The organism is Billgrantia bachuensis (assembly GCF_011742165.1).
Classification (GTDB): domain Bacteria; phylum Pseudomonadota; class Gammaproteobacteria; order Pseudomonadales; family Halomonadaceae; genus Halomonas; species Halomonas bachuensis.
This window is the reverse complement of sequence record NZ_JAAQTO010000038.1, coordinates 11,748-29,959: the sequence shown is the minus strand read 5'-3', so window position 1 is coordinate 29,959 and position 18,212 is coordinate 11,748. Positions and strand designations below refer to the sequence as shown.

At 59.9% G+C, this 18,212-nt stretch carries 14 protein-coding genes and 1 pseudogene; 4 read left to right on the top strand and 11 right to left on the bottom strand.

All coding sequences use genetic code 11. The features are described 5' to 3' along the window. The 3 genes and pseudogenes from HBJ55_RS13965 to HBJ55_RS13955 form a co-directional block, all read right to left on the bottom strand. Positions 1-98, bottom strand: a pseudogene (locus HBJ55_RS13965) (electron transfer flavoprotein subunit beta/FixA family protein); the annotation flags it as partial. Next, positions 76-1,605, bottom strand: a complete 1,530-nt coding sequence (gene putP, locus HBJ55_RS13960) for a sodium/proline symporter PutP (RefSeq protein ID WP_167115982.1) — start codon at positions 1,603-1,605, stop codon at positions 76-78. The pseudogene HBJ55_RS13965 and the gene putP, both read right to left, overlap by 23 nt. 97 nt (positions 1,606-1,702) lie before the next feature. Then, positions 1,703-2,497 carry a pyrroline-5-carboxylate reductase family protein gene (locus HBJ55_RS13955; protein ID WP_167115980.1) on the bottom strand — a complete coding sequence of 265 codons (795 nt, stop codon included), beginning with the start codon at positions 2,495-2,497 and terminating at the stop codon, positions 1,703-1,705. A 174-nt stretch (positions 2,498-2,671) separates the two neighbouring features. Here HBJ55_RS13955 and HBJ55_RS13950 point away from each other — a divergent pair, with 174 nt between their 5' ends. Together HBJ55_RS13950 and HBJ55_RS13945 are read left to right on the top strand one after the other, a co-directional pair. Next, the gene (locus HBJ55_RS13950) at positions 2,672-4,708 is read left to right on the top strand and encodes an NADH:flavin oxidoreductase (RefSeq protein ID WP_167115976.1); all 2,037 of its coding nucleotides are present in this window, start codon (positions 2,672-2,674) and stop codon (positions 4,706-4,708) included. Positions 4,709-4,805: 97 nt separating this feature from the next. After that, positions 4,806-5,858: a proline racemase family protein gene (locus HBJ55_RS13945; protein WP_167115973.1), complete on the top strand. Its 1,053-nt coding sequence runs from the start codon at positions 4,806-4,808 to the stop codon at positions 5,856-5,858. A 30-nt stretch (positions 5,859-5,888) separates the two neighbouring features. On the opposite strand, the gene HBJ55_RS13940 is transcribed toward HBJ55_RS13945, so the two are convergent. The 7 genes from HBJ55_RS13940 to dapA form a co-directional block, all read right to left on the bottom strand. Then, entirely contained in the window at positions 5,889-6,884 is a 996-nt protein-coding gene (locus HBJ55_RS13940) for an Ldh family oxidoreductase (RefSeq protein WP_167115970.1), read from the bottom strand. A 176-nt stretch (positions 6,885-7,060) separates the two neighbouring features. Continuing rightward, complete coding sequence (locus HBJ55_RS13935) at positions 7,061-8,359, bottom strand: TRAP transporter large permease (RefSeq protein WP_167115967.1); 1,299 nt, start codon at positions 8,357-8,359, stop codon at positions 7,061-7,063. Between the two features lie 46 nt (positions 8,360-8,405). Then, positions 8,406-8,924 carry a TRAP transporter small permease gene (locus tag HBJ55_RS13930; protein ID WP_167115964.1) on the bottom strand — a complete coding sequence of 173 codons (519 nt, stop codon included), beginning with the start codon at positions 8,922-8,924 and terminating at the stop codon, positions 8,406-8,408. A 76-nt stretch (positions 8,925-9,000) separates the two neighbouring features. After that, positions 9,001-10,029, bottom strand: coding sequence for a TRAP transporter substrate-binding protein DctP (gene dctP, locus HBJ55_RS13925; protein WP_240936115.1), 1,029 nt, complete (start codon positions 10,027-10,029; stop codon positions 9,001-9,003). Positions 10,030-10,269: 240 nt separating this feature from the next. Further along, positions 10,270-11,775: an aldehyde dehydrogenase gene (locus HBJ55_RS13920; protein WP_167115960.1), complete on the bottom strand. Its 1,506-nt coding sequence runs from the start codon at positions 11,773-11,775 to the stop codon at positions 10,270-10,272. Between the two features lie 25 nt (positions 11,776-11,800). Next, a complete protein-coding gene (locus HBJ55_RS13915) occupies positions 11,801-13,129 on the bottom strand; it encodes an NAD(P)/FAD-dependent oxidoreductase (RefSeq protein ID WP_167115957.1) in 1,329 nt (442 codons plus the stop codon). Between the two features lie 24 nt (positions 13,130-13,153). After that, the gene (dapA, locus tag HBJ55_RS13910; protein ID WP_167115954.1) at positions 13,154-14,044 is read right to left on the bottom strand and encodes a 4-hydroxy-tetrahydrodipicolinate synthase; all 891 of its coding nucleotides are present in this window, start codon (positions 14,042-14,044) and stop codon (positions 13,154-13,156) included. A 167-nt stretch (positions 14,045-14,211) separates the two neighbouring features. Between dapA and HBJ55_RS13905 the strand changes: the two genes are divergently transcribed. After that, the gene (locus tag HBJ55_RS13905) at positions 14,212-15,198 is read left to right on the top strand and encodes a LysR substrate-binding domain-containing protein (RefSeq protein ID WP_167115951.1); all 987 of its coding nucleotides are present in this window, start codon (positions 14,212-14,214) and stop codon (positions 15,196-15,198) included. A gap of 205 nt (positions 15,199-15,403) precedes the next feature. Further along, on the top strand, positions 15,404-16,045 hold the full coding sequence (locus HBJ55_RS13900; protein WP_167115948.1) for a TetR/AcrR family transcriptional regulator: 642 nt from the start codon (positions 15,404-15,406) through the stop codon (positions 16,043-16,045). Here the strand turns inward: HBJ55_RS13900 and HBJ55_RS13895 are convergent, their stop codons facing one another. Beyond that, positions 16,046-18,103, bottom strand: a complete 2,058-nt coding sequence (locus HBJ55_RS13895; protein WP_167115945.1) for a prolyl oligopeptidase family serine peptidase — start codon at positions 18,101-18,103, stop codon at positions 16,046-16,048. Positions 18,104-18,212: the final 109 nt, after the last annotated feature.

Here is an 18,212-nt window from a genome sequence, read left to right as displayed (position 1 = left end):
ATCTTGACGTTGGTGAGGTCGACGTCGGAGTGATCCGCCTTGACGCGGATCTTGACGTTGTAGTCGATGACGCGTTTAACCGCGACGAGGATCTTCATTCCATACTCTCCCGGATTCTTGGTTGATGTCTTCCAGCATGCTCTGGAACTGGCGCTGCACCGCTTCGCCAGGCGCACGTGTCAGCAAGGTCACCAGCACGCTGGCCAGCGCCGACAGGATGAACGCCGGCACGATCTCGTAGACATCGAACAGCCCGCCGCTGAGCTGGGCCCATACGATGACGGTCAACCCGCCCACGACGACGCCCGCCAGGGCGCCCCACTGGTTCATACGCGACCAGAACAGCGAGGCGATGAGCGCCGGCCCGAAGGCAGCGCCGAACCCGGCCCAGGCATAGGACACCAGCCCCAGCACGCTAGAGTCCGGGTTCAGGGCCAGCACGACGGCCACGCTGGAGACTCCCAACACCGCGATACGGCCAACCATGACGAGTTCGGCCTGCGACGCCTGCTTGCGGAATATGGCCTTGTAGATGTCATCGGCGATGGTCGAGGAGCAGATCAGTAGCTGCGAGTCTGCCGTCGACATGACGGCCGCCAGCACCGCCGTCAGCAGGACACCGGCCACCAGCGGGTTGAACATGATATCGATCATGAACATGAAGATGCGCTCGGGGTCGTCAAGTCCTTCGGGGATAAAGGCGTTGCCCAGGATGCCGATAAGCAGCGCACCGACCAGCCCGACGGCGGTCCAGGTCACCGCGATGATGCGGGCCGTGGGAATGCTCCGGGCATCATCGATGCCGGCGAAGCGCGCCAGGGCATGCGGCTGGCCGAAATAGCCCAGGCCCCACGCGAGCGAGCTAACGATCGCCGTCCAGGTCAGCAGCTCGCCGGTCGAGGCATCCCGCAAGGCATTCATGATGCCGGCCTTGGCTCCCTCGGCGGCCGTGAAGGCCTCGCTGGCTCCCCCCAGCTCGTGAATGGCCACGGCGGGAACGATGATGAGGGTCAGAAACATCATGATGCCCTGCAATACATCGGTCCACGACACGGCGAGGTACCCACCGAAGAAGGTATAGGAGATGACCGCCAGGGCACCGAGCAATACCGCCAACGAGTAATCCAGGCCGAAGACAGTATTGAGCAGCTTGCCGCCGGCCACCAGACCCGAGCTGGTATAGAAAAGATAGAAGGTAATGATGAAGACCGCTGCCACCAGCCGCAGGATGAGGCTGCGATCGTGGAAGCGCTCGGCGAGATATTCCGGAATGGTCAGGGAGTTGTTGGCGATGAAACTGTAGATGCGCAGACGCCGGGCGACGATCAGCCAGTTGAGCAGCGTGCCGGCCAACAGGCCAGCCGCCACCCAGAAGGAGGACATGCCCATCAGGAAGGCCGCACCGGGCATGGCGATCAGCAGCCATCCCGACATTTCCGAGGCTCCGGTAGAAATCGCCGTCGCGAAAGGCCCAAGCGTTCGGCCTCCGAGCACGTAATCGGCGAAGTTCGAGGAGCGACGATAGGCCACGATACCGATCGTGAACATGACAAGGAAATAGGCCAGGAAAGTGCCGATGACGACACTGTTGTTCGTATCCAGCATGGTTCAACCTGTTTATTGAGATTGTTCTAACCAAGAACAAGTCCCATGCCTTTCGTGGCATGACCTGGTCTTGGGTTCAGCTCATTCTTGCTTTGCCTTACCTCGGGGAGCTTGCTGCCCGATGCGCCGCATCGAGGCCCCGATGAATCGCCTGGCCGATGTCCTCATCGATCATCGTTCTCAGCCCCTTGGCCGTGGTGCCGTCATAGGCGATCAGCCGGTCCACCATGTCCCCGGGTTCGGCACCCAACTTCTCCAGCAGCAGGCTGCCGCCCACCAAGGTCTGCATGACGGCCTCTTGAGCGATCTCGTCGGAGAGCCCTGCGCTCCGGGCATGCTCCAGCATCGACTGTGCCAGCAGAGCGGGATAGGCCGGTCCGGCGCCGCTCAGGGCCGTCAGGTAATCGAGATCGCTCTCGTTGGGAAGCTCACGCGCCGTGCCACAGCTTCCTAGCAGCGCCTGGACAAGCCGCTTCTCCTCGCCGGTAACCTGCGGTGCGCCAAACCACGGGAAGTAAGCCCGGCGGATTTCCGCCGCTGCGTTGGGCATGGCGCGCACCACCCTGCGGCTGCCTACCTGGCTTGCGACTTCCTGGAAGGAAGCCATTGCCAGAAGCGAGATCACCAACTTGTCATGGGCGTCGATATCGAGGCCGGCGAGATCTTCCGGGCGCACGGAGAGCACGATGACGTCCGCCAGGGCGACCAGCTCACGGTTGTCTTTGACGCAACGCACCTCGGGCCAGTCGCGGTAGGCCTCACCACGGCCGGAGCGCGAGGAGATCACGAGTCGTTCGGGAGAGACGACGTTTCGCTCCAGCAGAGCCATGCCGAGCGCACGCCCCATCCACCCCTGCCCGCCGATGATCCCGATCACAGCATCTTGCGACATGTTTTCCGCCTCCTCTGGTCACTAGCCGACATTCCGGGGAAAACCTTTCAGCGCTGTATGACAGCCGCCTGCATTCGGCCTTTCTTTTTCATGTACACCGTTGTACATTGAATTGACGAGTGTGTACACGCATGGCTAACGTTGTCAAGCACACAACAAGACGGAGACCCGACCATGGCTAACGATCCGCTGCTGCAGCCCTTCCAGCTCAAGCACCTCACCCTAAAGAACCGGATCATGATGACCTCACACGAGCCCGCCTACCCGGAGGACGGTATGCCCAAGGCACTTTACCGGGCCTACCACGTCGAACGGGCCAAGGCCGGCATCGGCCTGACCATGACCGCAGGGTCCGCGGCGGTGGCAAAGGACAGCCCGCCGGTGTTCAACAACATCCTGGCCTACAAGGACGAGGTGGTACCCTGGATGAAGGAGCTCACCGACGCCTGCCACGAGCACGGCACCGCGGTGATGATCCAGCTGACCCACCTGGGCCGACGCACCCGCTGGGACAAGGGCGACTGGCTGCCAGCGGTGTCGCCCTCTCATCGTCGCGAAGCGTCCCACCGCGCCTATCCCAAGCAGGTCGAGGACTGGGATATCGAGCGCCTGATCCGCGATTACGCCGATGCCGCCGAGCGCATGCACGCTGCTGGCCTCGACGGCATCGAACTGATGGCCTATGGCCATCTGATGGATCAGTTCTGGTCGCCGTTGACCAACACCCTCGAGGCGCCCTACGGGGGCGATCTGGACAACCGGCTTCGCTTTACCTTCGACGTGCTGCGTGCCATTCGTCAGCGGGTCGGCGAGGAGTTCATCGTCGGCATGCGCTATACCGGCGATGAGATGTTGCCGGGCGGGCTGACGGCCAGCGATGGTATGGCGATCTCGCAGCGCCTGAAGGATAGTGGCCTGGTCGATTTCCTCAACGTGGTCCGCGGGCATATCGACACCGACCCGGGCCTCACCGACGTGATCCCCATCCAAGGCATGCCCAGCGCCCCGCACCTGGACTTCGCCGGCGAGATCCGTCGCGAGATCGACTTCCCCACCTTCCATGGCGCCAAGATCCAGGACGTCGCCACCGCCCGCCATGCCATCGCCTCGGGCAAGGTCGACATGGTCGGCATGACTCGTGCCCATATGGCCGACCCGCACATCGTGCGCAAGATCGTCGAGGGCCGCGAGGAAGAGATCCGTCCTTGCGTCGGCGCCAACTACTGCCTCGACCGCATCTACCAGGGCGGCGCCGCCTACTGCATCCACAACGCCGCCACCGGGCGCGAGACCACCATGCCTCACACCATCCCCAAGGCAGCGCAGAAGCGCCGGGTGGTGGTCATCGGCGCCGGGCCCGCCGGGCTGGAAGCCGCCCGCGTCGCCGGCGAGCGAGGCCATGAGGTGGTGGTACTGGAAGCCGCCAGCGATGCCGGCGGCCAGGTGCGCCTCACGGCGCAGAGCGAGCGGCGCCGCGAGATGATGGGCATCATCGACTGGCGCCTGGAGCGCTGCGAGGCGCTCGGCGTCGAAATCCGCTACAACGTTTGGGCCGAGGTCGAGGACGTGCTCGCCGAAAAGCCGGACGTAGTGATCGTGGCCACCGGCGGCTTCCCCATGGAAGACCAGCCCGCAGTCGGGCACGATCTGGTGGTCAACACCTGGGACATTCTTTCCGGGCACGTGCCGCCGGGAAGCCGGGTACTCCTGTTCGACGAGGCCGGCGATCATGCCGCCATGCAGGCATCTGAGATCATTGCTGCCAGCGGGGCCGAGCTCGAGATCATGACGCCGGACCGCACCTTCTCGGCGGAGATCATGGCCATGAATCTGGTGCCCTACATGCGCTCCCTGCAGCGTCCCAACGTCACCTTCACCCCCACTTACCGGCTGAAGTCCGTGCAGCGGGACGGCGGTGAGCTGCTCGCCAAGATTACCAGTGATTACCAGGACCTGGACCATGAGCGGTGTATTGACCAGGTGGTGGTCAACTACGGCATTACGCCGATGGCGGACGTCTATTTCGAGCTTAAGCCCCACTCGAGCAATGGTGGCGAGGTCAACTACGAAGACTTGATCGTCGGCCGGCCTCAGGCCGTCATTCGCCACTCGGGCGATGGTTTCCAGCTATTCCGGATCGGCGATGCGGTGTCGTCCCGCAATACCCATGCAGCGATCTACGACGCCCTGCGGCTGGTGAAAGATTTGTGATGCGCAATGACTGGTAACTGTATAAAGAAAGCTCATCAGCTAGGTTGCTTGATAAACAAGCGTCATAACATTACCGACAGGTTCAAAGAGGTTAGAAATGTCTTTCAAGAGAACCATACACGCCATAGACACGCATGCAGGCGAGCCGATGCGCGTTGTCACCGGCGGTGTCCCCAACATTCCCGGCAAGACGGTACATGAGAAAATGGTATGGCTGAGAGAGAATGACGACCAGCTGCGCAAGTTGATGCTACGCGAGCCCCGCGGTTACCCACCTCTCTGCTGTAACGTCATTGTGCCACCATGCCATCCTGAAGCTGATGCTGGCTACATCATCATGGAGCAGATCGAGTATCCTGTCATGTCTGGCGGTAACACCATTTCAGTGGTAACGGTGTTGCTTGAAATGGGAATGTTGCCGATGCAGGAGCCCGTTACGGAACTCGTTCTCGAGGCACCGGCCGGGCTCATTCGCATCAAGGCAGAATGCAAGGATGGCAAAGTAAAGAGTGTCACCTTCAAGAATGTACCTGCGTTTGCAGCCTATCTGGATACAGAAATAGATGTTCCCCATCTCGGCAAGGTAACGGTGGACGTAGGATGGGGAGGAATGTTCTATGTCATCGCCGATGTCCGCCAGTTCCCTTGGATAGAACTCGCACCCGAGCATGGTGCGGAGATAACCCGCATCTCGGCCATGATCAGGCAAGCAGCCATCGAGCAATTGCCTGTCGAACATCCTGATTACCCAGGGATTGGCATTACGATATCACAGCTTTCCGGACCGCCAAGCGGTCCGGATGCAGACTGGAAGAATGTCGTGACAGTGGCATCTGGTGATTTCGATTGGGACAAGCCCAGCACCTGGACAGGAGCCATCGACCGCTGCCCGTGCGGTACAGGGACATGCGCAAAAATGGCGGTCCTTCATGCCAAGGGCGAGCTACCGTTGAATCAAGATTTTCGCCACGAGGGAATCCTGGGCAACGTGTTCACGGGCAGGCTAGTCGAAGAGACGGCGATTGGTGAACGAAAAGCAGTCATTCCTACCATTTCGGGAACGAGCTGGATTTATGGGATAAATACATACGTACTGGATAATGACGATCCCTTCACAGAAGGGTTCTGCGTGCAGGACATCTGGGCCTGAACGCAAGAAGCCTTCCTTACCATCCGCCGCTTACAAGAAGCGGCGGATTTTTTCAAGCACTACCGCGTCGATGATAATGCGCCCCTCTTCCGAACTATTGCTTCGTACCGGGCGACGGTTGGGCACGTAGGTACCACCACGTTCGGCGATTCGGTCAAGATGCCGGGTCAGGCGGGAAGAAAATTGGTCGTCAATAACGGTGGGTTGAATCGCAATGATCGTCATCCCGGCGTCGATCACTCGATCCCCGTTCTGGAAATCCGGCATGTCGAGGGACCATGAGGCACCTGATAATCCGGCCGCGAGGCACTCAACCATCAGCGCCACGTTTGCGCCTTTCATACCGCCAAATGCCAAAAGTGCACCGCGCAGGCCGGCTGCTGCATCGGTGGTCACGTTGCCTGTCTCGTCGATTGCCCAGCCTTCGGGAATCTTTCGTCCCTCTTCCGCCGCTTTTACCAGGTTAACGAAGGCCGTCGCACTGGACGCCTGGTCAATAACAAGCGGTGCATCGACATCGGCCAGGGGCACGGCAAACGCCATCGGGTTGGTGCCGAAAATAATCTTGCCACTGGGGGAGCCCACCACCACGGCGGGGCTGTTGGACACGGCAAAGGCGATCACGCCTTCCAGGGCAAGACGGCGAACATAGTAGCCCAGTTCACCGGTAGTATAGCTATTGCCCTGAGTAAAAATCGTAACGCCCAGCTTCCTAGTGTTCTCGACAAGCGTCGGCATTGCCAAGTCAAAGCCGAGTTGTGCAATACCTCCATTCGCATCAGAGTGGATGATAGCGGCCAGGGGCGAAGTGATTTTTGGCTCTGCTTCTTTGTTGATGCGTCCCTCATGAAAACTGGAAAGATAATCCAGAAGATGCGGAAACCCAACACCGGGGTGTCCGAAAAGCGCCGCCGAAACCGTTGCCTTTGCCAGGGAACATGCGGTGGCAGAGTTGGCGCCAACAGCAAGACAGGCCTGTTCAGCCAATGCCTCTGCATCGTGGGTGGAAAATGTTTGCTGACTCAAGGAAAGATACCTCTCGTGTTCGAGATATTGGTTTCCGCTACCGCCCCTGAAGGTGAATTTCTCCCAATGCTGGACAGTTCACCTTGGGAAGCACCCGAAGGTCGGACACGAAATCCAACTCTCGGGGTGCAATACAAGGAGCGAGGCTCAATACTGACATTGCTCACAGGAACCGATTAATTCACGTACCCAAACAACCTTGGCAGGAAGAGCGACAATGCCGGCCAGTAGGTGGTGATCAGCATCACTGGCAATGCAGCCAGCAGCATGAAGCTGAAGGCGGGCCGAATGACCTGTGACATTCCGACCCGGCCAATTCGACAGCTCATGAACAGGATGGGCGCCATGGGTGGACTATTACAGCCAATGACTACGCTAGTGCCCACGATGGCGGCAAAATGTACCGGATGGATACCAATACTCTCCATGACCGGAAGCAGCAGAGGGCTGAGTATAGCTACGACGCTCACGTCATCCATAATCATTCCCATCAGGATTAAGAAAATATTGACCATGAGGAGAATCAATAGCTTGTTCTGGAACAACTCGAGTAGCAGCTCGGTCAGTTGTTGAGGCACGCGCTCGAAGGTGAAGATACGACTGGCCACGAAGGAAAAAAGCAAGATTATCATGATGACGCCAGTGGTAGTGGCAGCATGGATAAAACTCTGCACCAAGGCCTTCAGGTCGAGGTCACGATAGACGAACAAGCCAACGGGAATGGCGTAGACGACGGCAATGGCAGCCGCCTCGGTGGGCGTGAAGATGCCACCGTAAATACCGCCCAGAATGATGATCGGTAGCATCAGCGCGGGAAGGGCTTTCCAGCCGGTACTGCCAATATTTCGAAATCGCTTACTCAGCGTGATCGGCTCTGGGTTGTAAGCAGGATTGTTGCGCATCTTGATAGCATTGATCACACAAAGGAATATGATCAGAAGAATACCCGGCCCAATGGTAGCCAGGAACACTGCCGCGACGGACTGCCGGGTTACCACGGCATACAGAATCATGGTGATGCTGGGTGGAATCAGCAGCCCAAGCAGCGAAGATATACCGACCAGGGCGGTGGAATAGGGGCGGTTGTAGCCGTGCTTTTCCATTGGGTCGATCATGATGGTGCCAATCGAGGCCACCGCGGCTGAGGCCGTCCCCGAAATTGCACCAAAAACGCCGCAGGCCATCACCATGGAGGTTCCCATTCCACTACGGGACGAACCGACAATCGCCTCGACAAAGCGTATGAGGCGGGCGGCAATTCCCCCGGACTGCATCAAATACCCTGTCATGATGAACAAAGGGAGGGCCAACAAGATAATGGAGTTGATGGACCAAAACCCCGTAGTCATCAGTGATGATATATTAACATCGTAGGCTAGAGCGAGAACGAGAGTCATGGCAGCGAACGAGAACACGACCGGTACGCCTATGACCATTAATACTATGACAGCACCTATCGCTAACAAGGCACCCATGGGCTTCTCCGATTATTGTCAAGGGATTCTCTTTATGCGAGTTTCCTTAATGGGCCACAGCTTCAGCTTTACCGACTAGCTTGCTGACATCATGAACGAAATCCCGAAGTACGTAGAGCAGCAGCAGAACACTCGCAACAAGAAGGCTCGCCTGTGAAAAATATTGTGGAATACTGAACACAGGTGTTACTTGCCCTTTCTCGAAGCCCCAGGAAAAAATACTGTAGCTCCAGCGAACGAAGAAAACCGCCAACAACAGCGATAGGGTCGTGGCGATAAGGCTCATTGTATTATGCAAGACCTTATTGTCAGAAAAGGCCTGAAAGAAATCAGCACTGAGATGTGTCCTTTCCCGAGAGGCCAAGGCCGCCCCAAGCATGTACAGCCACATGGCAGCCATCAAGACTAACTCTTCAAGACCAAATACCTGAATGCCAAGCAGCGTCCGAAACAGGATGCCGCCTACCATGGCAAAAGCGATGAAAAGGCCCAGCACCGTTACGGCAACCTTTATGACAAAAGCGAACGCATTATCGACACGAACCAACAAATCTAAAATTTTCATATTGTTACCCCAAAGGTATTAGCATGGAGTGGCCCTGATCAGCAGAAGCCACTCCATGTCACCCGACAGGTATTATTTACTGGGGTTCTGATGCATGCTCGCGGACGGCGGACATGACTTCTTCACCCAGAGACTCTTCCGCCTCGACCCATACGCTCTCGCGGACACGCTCGACCCAGGCAGCCATCTCTTCATCGGAAGGCACGATATATTCCATGCCATCTTCCTGCGCTTTTTGAATCCACTTTTCGTCCTCGGCCCTGGCATTCTCGAACTGCTCATTGGCAACGACTTCCACGGCATTCGCGATAATGCTGCGATCTTCCTCGTCGAGTTCGTTCCAGGAGTCCTGGTTCATCAGGAAAGTGTAGAAGGAGAAGTTATGCTTGGAGTGGACGAAATAATCGAGCAGGTCGTTGAAGTAAGTATAGTCCCAATAAATCACATTACTGGAATCGCCATCGACGACCCCTGTCTGAATGGAGGTGTAGACCTCGGACCAGTCGATAGGGACGGCCTGGAATCCCATGGCCTGGATGGTTTGGGGCAGCGGGAAGATGGGCTGCGAGCGGAGCTTGATCCCCTGTGCATCCTCATAGTTGGTCGCGTACGTGTCCTTGGTGGCAATACCCCCGAAACCTTCCGGGAACGGCCCCAGGTATTCCAGGCCGACGTCCGAGAGGATGGGACCGATGACCTCCGATACCCAGCCATCCTTGCCATAGGCTTCCAGTGCTTCATCCCAGCCCAAGGTCAGGTAGGGTAACTGCAGAACGCCAAGTCGCTCATCGTAGGAGGTTTGCGGCCAGCCAAGGAAAAGATCGATATTCCCCATGACTAGCTGATCGAATAGTTCCTGCGGTCCACCAATCTCCCCCTGATAGAAGACGTTAATGGTAATTCTACCATCAGTCTGCTCTGCCACGAGATCGGAGATTCTTTTAACCGCCATACCTTGAGGAGATTCCCGGTCACCCGACTCCGTGACCATATTAAGCTTTAACTCCTCGTCGCTTGCCCAAGTGGAGGCGGAAAAACCAAGAGCAGCGATAACAGATACTGCAGCCATGCTCGTGCTAATTTTCATTGAGCATTTTACTTTCATCACACATCTCCAGCGATATTTTATAGTTGGGATTCATCTTTTCTTGGTCAATCGATAACGACCAAGCATTCTTTCAAGCTATAGCTGTGGCAAAGGTAATGGAAACGACTTTTCCTCCGTACAAAACAAAACCTGAAGTTATGATTGGTGCACGCCATCGTGCGCTGTCGCGAGCCATCGCCATCCGCAGTACGTCGGATGGCGAATAACGTTTACGATCTGATGGTTAACTGACTAGCATCAAGACAGCTGGATCCAGGTCGTCTTGAGCTCGCAGTACTGGTCGTGGGCGTAGACCGACTTGTCTCGGCCACCGAAGCCGGACTGCTTGTAACCGCCGAAGGGCGTGGTGATGTCTCCCTCCGAGAAGCAGTTGACGGAGACGGTGCCGGCCCGAATCGCCGCAGCCATGCGATGCACTGTGTTGAGATCGTCACTCCACAGCGAGGCTGCCAGGCCATAGCAGGTGTCGTTGGCGATGGCGACGGCCTCTTCCTCGGTATCGAATGGAATCACCGCCAGCACCGGCCCGAAGATCTCCTCCTTGGCCACCGCGGCATCCCGAGGCACCTCGTCGAAGACAGTTGGGGCGACAAAGTAACCGCCGCTCTCCTCGCGCACGCGCATCCCTCCGGTCACCAAGGTCAGCCCATCGGCCTTGGCCCGCTCGATGTGGCCCAGCACCTTGTCCATGTGATCCTTCTCGATCAGCGCGCCGAGATTGACCTCGGGATCCAGCGGATCGCCGGTGGCCCACTCCTCCTCGAGCTGGCGCTGCATCTCGTCGACCAACGCATCCTTCACCGACCGGTGCACGATCAGACGGGAACCCGCCGAGCAGTTTTCCCCCATGTTCCAGAAGGCAGCCGCCAGAACGTTGCTCGCCACATTAGAGAGGTCATTCACGTCGGGCATGACCACCTGCGGATTCTTGCCCCCGCACTCCAGCACGATTCGCTTGAGATTGCTGGCCGCCGAATATTCGAGGAAACGGCGCCCGATTTCGGTGGAACCGGTGAAGGCGACCAGGTCGACATCCGGGTGCAGGCCGATGGCCTTGCCGGCAATGTGGCCCAGCCCCGGCACGACGTTCAGTACGCCGGCCGGAATGCCGGCTTCATGGGCCAGCTCGGCAAGCCGCAGCGTGCTGAGCGAGGTCAGCTCGGCGGGCTTGAGCACCACGCTGTTACCCGTAGCCAGGGCCGGCCCCAGTTTCCAGCCGGCCATCATGGCGGGGAAATTCCAAGGCAGCACCGCACCCACCACCCCGATCGGCTCGCGGGTGACCGTGGCTACCACGCCTTTCTCGGTGGGCGCCACGGCGTCGTAGAGCTTGTCGACGGCTTCGGCATGCCAGCGGATGGTGTTGGCGGTATCGGGTATGTCGACGTTGAAGCACTCGCTTACCGGCTTGCCCGCTTCCAAGGATTCGAGGACGGCCAGCTCTAGGCAGTGCTCTTCGATCAAGTCGGCAAAACGCTGCATGATGGCCTTGCGCTCGCCGGGCGCAAGCCCCGACCAGACGCCGGCCTCGAAAGCGCGGCGGGCAGCCTGAACCGCCAGGTCAACATCGGCGGAGTCGCAGGCGGCAACCCGCGTCAGGCACTCCCCGGTCGCCGGGTTGAGAGTCTCGAACGTTTCGCCGGAACTCGCGGGGACGAAGCGGCCATCGATGAAGGCCTGGTTGCGGTATTCGAGTCGCTCGATCTGACTCTTGATGGCATCTCGCGTCAGGTTCTCGGACATTGTTGTTCTCCTCGTGTGGGTTTGGTCAGAGTTCGGTTCCGGCTTGCCACTCCTTCCAGGCAAGGGTTGAACGCACCCCCATACCGAGCAGTGGCTCGGGGGGATTTAGCTGCGGCTTAGGCTGCTTGAGCATGATGTCGAGCAGTTCGCTCTCGACGCCGAGTGCGTACTCGGCGATCAACTTTCCCGAGATCGTGCCACGCGTCAGGCCCAGTCCGTTCTGGCAAACGGCACTGTAGATGCCAGGAGCGATCTCACCGAACGGCGTGCCTCCATTACGGGATAGGCACAGGGCGCCTCCCCAGGTGTATTCCAGTTCGACATTCGGCAGCATGGGGAAGCGCCTTTCGAAGGAACGACGGTGAATGGCACGCACTCGTGCCAGCCGGTTTTCGCTAGTACTGACATTGGGGTTGTATGTGAAGCAATTACGGATGCAGATGCGCCCGTCTCCCATGCGCCGTACCGTCGTGCCCATTGGATCGGCCGGAATCAAGCCCCAGCTCCTCTCACCACCCAGCGCCGCCTGCTCCTGCGAGTTGAGAGGTCGGGTCAGGCTACCGTAGGTGTAGACGGGCAGAAGCCGACCCTTGAGCCCGAGCTGACCGAACTGGGCGGCATAGGCGTTATTGGCCAGCACCAGCCGGGGCGCCCTGAGTCGCCCCATGTCGGTGACCAGTGTATGTGGCTGGCCGACCTCGATCTCGCGGACGGGGCTGTCCTCGTAAAGGCGCACGTTCTCCGGCAGGGTGGCGCCGAGCCCGCGGACCAGCGCAGCCGGCTGTACCAGCACGGCGCCGGGCGCGTGCACTCCGGCCCGATAGAAGTCGGTTCCGGTGATCGCTTTCATCTCGCGGGCATCGAGCTCTCTATAGGGCTCGCCGAGAACTGACAGTCCCTTGGCGAAGGCTTCCAGAGCCTGTACCCCACGAGCCTCGACCGCTCCGTGCAGCTTGCCCTGTTCGCGCCAGTCACACTTGATGGCATGCTGCTGCACGATCGACCGCATGTAATCGATCGCGCCCCGATTGAGCCGGATGAGATTTCGATCGACGGACTGTTCCCCGGTGTAGTTATGCGAGTTCAGGTCATGCGGCAAATCCACCATAAAACCGGAGTTCCGGCCGGCGGCACCGAAGCCGACACGCTTTGCATCGACGACAGCGATAGCCGCGTTCGGCTGCAGCTCGGCCAGCCGGCGTGCAGCGGCCAGGCCGGCCAAGCCTGCCCCCAGCACTACCCAATCAGCCTTGGCCTCGCCCCTGAGCGGTGTCGATGCGGGCGGCGGCGGCAGTATCTCGTACCAGCCGCAACGACCGTCGTTCTGGGGCAGGAAACGACATTTCAGCTGCATGGATCGAATCTCCGGCGCCGAGTTTCAGCCGCGGTGTTGAACCAGGGCGTCATAGGTACGCTTGAAGCTTGCCTTCTCGACTTCATTCAGCGGCATGAGCGGTGAGCGCGCAGCCCCCACGGGCAGTCCGGCCAGTTCGCAGCCGTGCTTGATGTACTGACAGAATTTTCCACCCTGCTCGAGCAGGTTCAGCATCGGCAGCAGGCGAGCGGCGAGTTCACGACCGGCCACGAAGTCCTGGTCGACAACACAGGCCTGGTACAACGCCACGTGTTCTGGCGCCAGGAAGTTGGAGGCTCCCCCGACCCAGCTGCGTGCCCCCCAGACAAAGAATTCCAGTACCTGATCGTCCATGCCGCAGCTCAGCTGGAGCTGGTCGGAAAATTCGTTGGCCAGAGCGTGCATGCGCTCGATCGAGCCGGTGCTCTCCTTGATGGCTTGGAAATTCGGGCGCTCGCGCAGGGCTTCGATGAATTCGAAGCTCATCGTGGTGCCGGTGCGGTCGGGGAAGTTGTAAAGCATGGTCGGCATATCGAGGGCGTCGTCGATACGCTGAACATGGGTCAGCAGTTCTTCCTGAGTCGGCTGGCAGTAATACGGAGCTGCCACCAACATGGCATCGAAACCGGCAGCCTTGGCATGTTTTCCAAGCTCGAGGCTGTCCTCGGTAGTCGTGGCATTGATGCCCGCCATGATAGGAATACGTTTACTGGAATGCCCTGCGACGAAATCGAGGACCTGCTTGCGCTCATCCTTGCTCAGCGCATAATACTCGCCGGTCGTACCGCCAATGATCAGGCCATGCACGCCCTGATCGATCAGGGTATCGATCACCTTTTCCAGTATGTCGAGCTGGATGGCGCCATCTTGGTTGAAAGGAGTTACGACGGGTGTCCAAATACCATCGAAGTTCATAAGCCACCTTTGTGATTATTCATAAAAAGGAATAGACGCTAGAAAAGATGGTACGCGGGCCACTCCGTCGCGAAGAAGCAACATTTAATCCAGGCAAAGCATGACCAGATGTTATGCTCATACCTTCGTAGCAAAGCGGCATATGGTGCCGACAGGCCAGGCTGGTTATGACGACTCCCACCGATCCCGATCAGAAGCTGCTCAAGATGCCATCGCTGCGCGCGGTGAGGTCTTTCGTAGCGGCAGCCAAGTATCAGAACTTCACCCGGGCCGCCGAGGCTCTATGTGTCACCCAGGCGGCCATCAGCCGGCAGATTCGTGAACTCGAGAGCCATCTTGGCACTCCCCTGTTCAAGCGAGCCGGGCGTTCGGTCGAATTGACCAAAGCTGGCTCAATCTTCTTCGATGCGGCACAACTATCCTTTAGCAACATTGCTCAGGCAGCTGAGCGCATTCAGAAAGACCATGGAAGCGATGCCAGGCGCACCCTTACCCTATGCTGTTCCCCAGCCTTTTCGGCGCTGTGGATGTCACACCGACTGCCCAGCTTCTTTAGTGACAATCCGGACATAGACCTCAACCTGGTCACGACCCAGAACTTCCTGACCATGGAACCGGGGGTCAATCCGGATATCTTCATCACCAAGATGTCGCGGGTACGGGATGGCTATGTCAGCATCCCGCTGTTCCATGACCGCATCTATCCGGTGTGTACTCCGAGCTACCTCGAAGCCCATCCAGAGATTCGTACCCTCGAGGGATTGCGAGATGGCGTGCTGCTCAACCTGAGCCCCTATGGTCGCTCCCAGGTGGCCGAACATGTGGATTGGGGGGTATGGCTCGCCATTCATCATCTAGATATTGAGGACCGCCTGCCCCAGGGCCCCCACTACTTCAATGCCAACGATTACAACCTGCTGATCCAAATGGTGCTCAATGACCAAGGCGTCGCCTTGGGCTGGCACCACCTTGTCGGTCCGCTAGTCGACCAAGGCCAGTTGTCCAGGCCCGTCGAGCAAGAGGTTGTGCTGGAAGAGACGCATCATTACATGGCCTACCGTGAGGACAAGGGAGACGAAGAGGCCATGATTCGATTCAGAGAATGGTTTCTGCAGCAGAGCGGGGCGACTCAGCAGTCCGGCTCTGCTACATAACAGACCCGTTAGTGCCTCTCGGGCCGGCTGTCACTCGGCAAGGCTCTGGGCCTTCTAGCTCTAGCAAATAAGTTATCGTGGCGCATCCACTCCTGTCGGATTGCCAGCGATAGCATGCCTTTTGTACATAAACCAGACACCAGTGTACACTGATGGCTTTTACTGGCGTCTCCCTCGCGGCGCTCCGGAACAGGAAGATCCTCTGATGCCGTCTGGCTCTGACAGTATTACCAAATGGAAAGGCTCACGCGATGCCTGGCTCGACGCCGCCTTCGGGCTGCTGCTCGAGTCCGGCGTCGACAGCGTGCGGATTCTGCCACTGGCCAAGCGGCTCGACGTCTCGCGAACCAGCTTCTACTGGTTCTTCAAGGATCGCGAAGCGCTGCTGGACGCTCTGATCGAGCGCTGGCGAGAGAAGAATACCCAGGGCCTGGTGCGGCAGACCGAGGCCTATGCCGAAACCATCGTCGAGGCGATCCTCAACGTCTTCGACTGCTGGCTGGATCCCGAGCTGTTCGACTCCCAACTGGAGTTCGCGATGCGCAGTTGGGCGTTGCAGTCGGAGGAAGTCGCGAGGGAGATCGACAATGCGGACGAGACGCGCATCGAGGCGCTGACGCGCATGTTCAAGCGCTACGGCTATGAGCCGCTGGCGGCCAACGTCCGCGGCCGCACCATCTATCTCACCCAGATCGGCTATATCTCGATGAAGACCCAGGAAGCGCTGGAGGTACGCATGCGGCGCATTCCCGCCTATGTCGAGATCTTCACCGGGCAGCCGCCGCAAGCCCGGGAACTGCAGCGCTTCCAGGCCCGGCATGGTTACGCGGCGGAAGCCGTCTCCTAGTCACGCCTTCTCGCCCATGAGTTGCCAACCGAGAAAGGCGAACGACAGCGCCTGCATATGCGCGCGCTGGCGGTTGTCGGCCGCGCCGCCGTGGCCGCCTTCGACATTCTCGTAGTAGAGCACCTCATGCCCCTGCTCGCCCATGCGCGCCATCATCTTGCGCGCGTGCCCCGGGTGGACGCGATCGTCGCGAGTACTGGTCATCAGCAGCAGCGGCGGATAATCGGCCGCAGGGTCGAGGTTATGGTAGGGCGAGACATCGCGCAGGAATTCCCAGTCGTCGCCCTCGGGATCGCCGTACTCGGCCATCCACGAGGCCCCGGCCAGCAGCAGGTGGTAGCGGCGCATGTCGAGCAGCGGCACCTGGCACACCACGGCGCCCAGCAACTGCGGATAGCGGGTGAGCATGTTGCCCACCAGCAGGCCGCCGTTGGAGCCGCCCTGGATACCCAACCGCTTCGGCGAGGTGACGCCGCGCTCGATCAGGTCCTCGGCCACCGCGGCGAAGTCCTCGAACGCCTTGTGGCGCTTCTCGCGCAGCGCCGCCTGGTGCCAGCGCGGGCCGTACTCGCCGCCGCCGCGAATGTTGGCCACTACGTAGACGCCACCCTGGGTGAGCCAGGCGCGCCCCACGCCGGGGCTGTAGCCGGGCAGCAGCGGTACCTCGAAGCCGCCGTAGCCGTAGAGCAGGGTCGGATGCTCGCCGTTTGGCTCGAGGCCGCGCCGCGCTACCTGGAAGTAGGGCACCGGCGTGCCGTCCTGGCTGGTAGCGAAGTGCTGGGTGATCTCGAGGCCCTCGGCGTCGAACAGCGCGGGGGCCTGCTTGAGCGTTTCCAGTGCCTGGCCGACCCGGCCATGCAGCAGTGTGGTCGGAGTCAGGTAGTCGCTGACGATCAGGAAAACGTCGTCGCTCACCTCGTCGTCAACCGCGCTCACGCTGACGCTACCGAGCGTCGGCGCGCCTATCAGCGGCTCGGGCTGCCACTGCCCGGCTTCGGGAGTCAGCACGAAGAGCCGATGCTTGACGTCGTCGAGCACGTTGAGGATCAGGTGGCGGCGGGTCCAGGTCACGTCGGAGAGCGAGGTGCGCTCGGTGGGGGTGAACAGCACGCGCAGCTCCCGCTCGCCACCCATGAAGGCGTCGAAGTCGGCGATCAACAGCGCACCGGCGGGATGGGTGGTGCCATCCACTTCCCAGGGTTCGCGCAGCTCGACCAGCAGCCACTCGCGGTGCACCTGCTTATGGGCGGAGTTGGGCACCTCGATGCGGCGTAGGCGACCGTCCGCCTCGCGCAGGTAGAGCTCGTTGTCGTAGAAGGCGCGGGCGCGGCTGACGAAGTCACGCTCGAAGCCCGGCGTGGAATCGTGGCCGGCGCCCACCGCCATGTCGTCGGGCTCGCCCTCGAAAATCGTCTCGGCTTCGGTAAGCGGCGTGCCGCGCCGCCACTGCTTGACGATGCGCGGGTAGCCGGAGCTGGTCATCGAGCCCTCGCCGAAGTCGGTCTGGACGTAGACGTTGTCGCGGTCGATCCAGCCCAGGCTGCCCTTGGCCTCGGGGCGGAAAAAGCCCGCCTCGACCCAGCACTTCTCCACCAGGTCGAATTCGCGGGTGACGTCGGCGTCGGCACCGCCGCGGGAGAGCGACACCAGGCAGTGCCGCCAGGGCGCGTCGGGCGATTCGGGGCGCAGGCAGTGGGCGCCGTGCCACACCCAGTTCTCATCCTCCTCGGCATTGAGCGCATCGAGATCGATGAGCAGCTCCCACTCGGGACGCGCTTTGCGGTACTCCTCGAGCGTGGTGCGCCGCCACAGCCCGCGGGGATGGTCGCGATCCTGCCAGAAGTTGTAGAAGTGCTCGCCGCGCTTGACCACGAAGGGGATGCGATCGTCGGCTTCGAGGATTGCCTGGAGATCATCGCGCAGCTCAGCGAAGCCGGGTGAATCGGCAAGCCTGGCCTGGCTCTCGGCGTTGCGCTCCGCCACCCAGGCCAGGGCGCGCTCGCCCTCGACCTCTTCCAGCCACAGATGGGGGTCGTGTTCGTCGTGCGGGGCAGCCATGCGAGTCTCCTGGTGGGCGTGGTTTGCCCACCAAGCTAGCCTGCCCCGGCCGCGGGCTCAATGCGCATATGGCTTTGTCCGAAAAGTTGGCGAGCGAAGGCCAGACAAG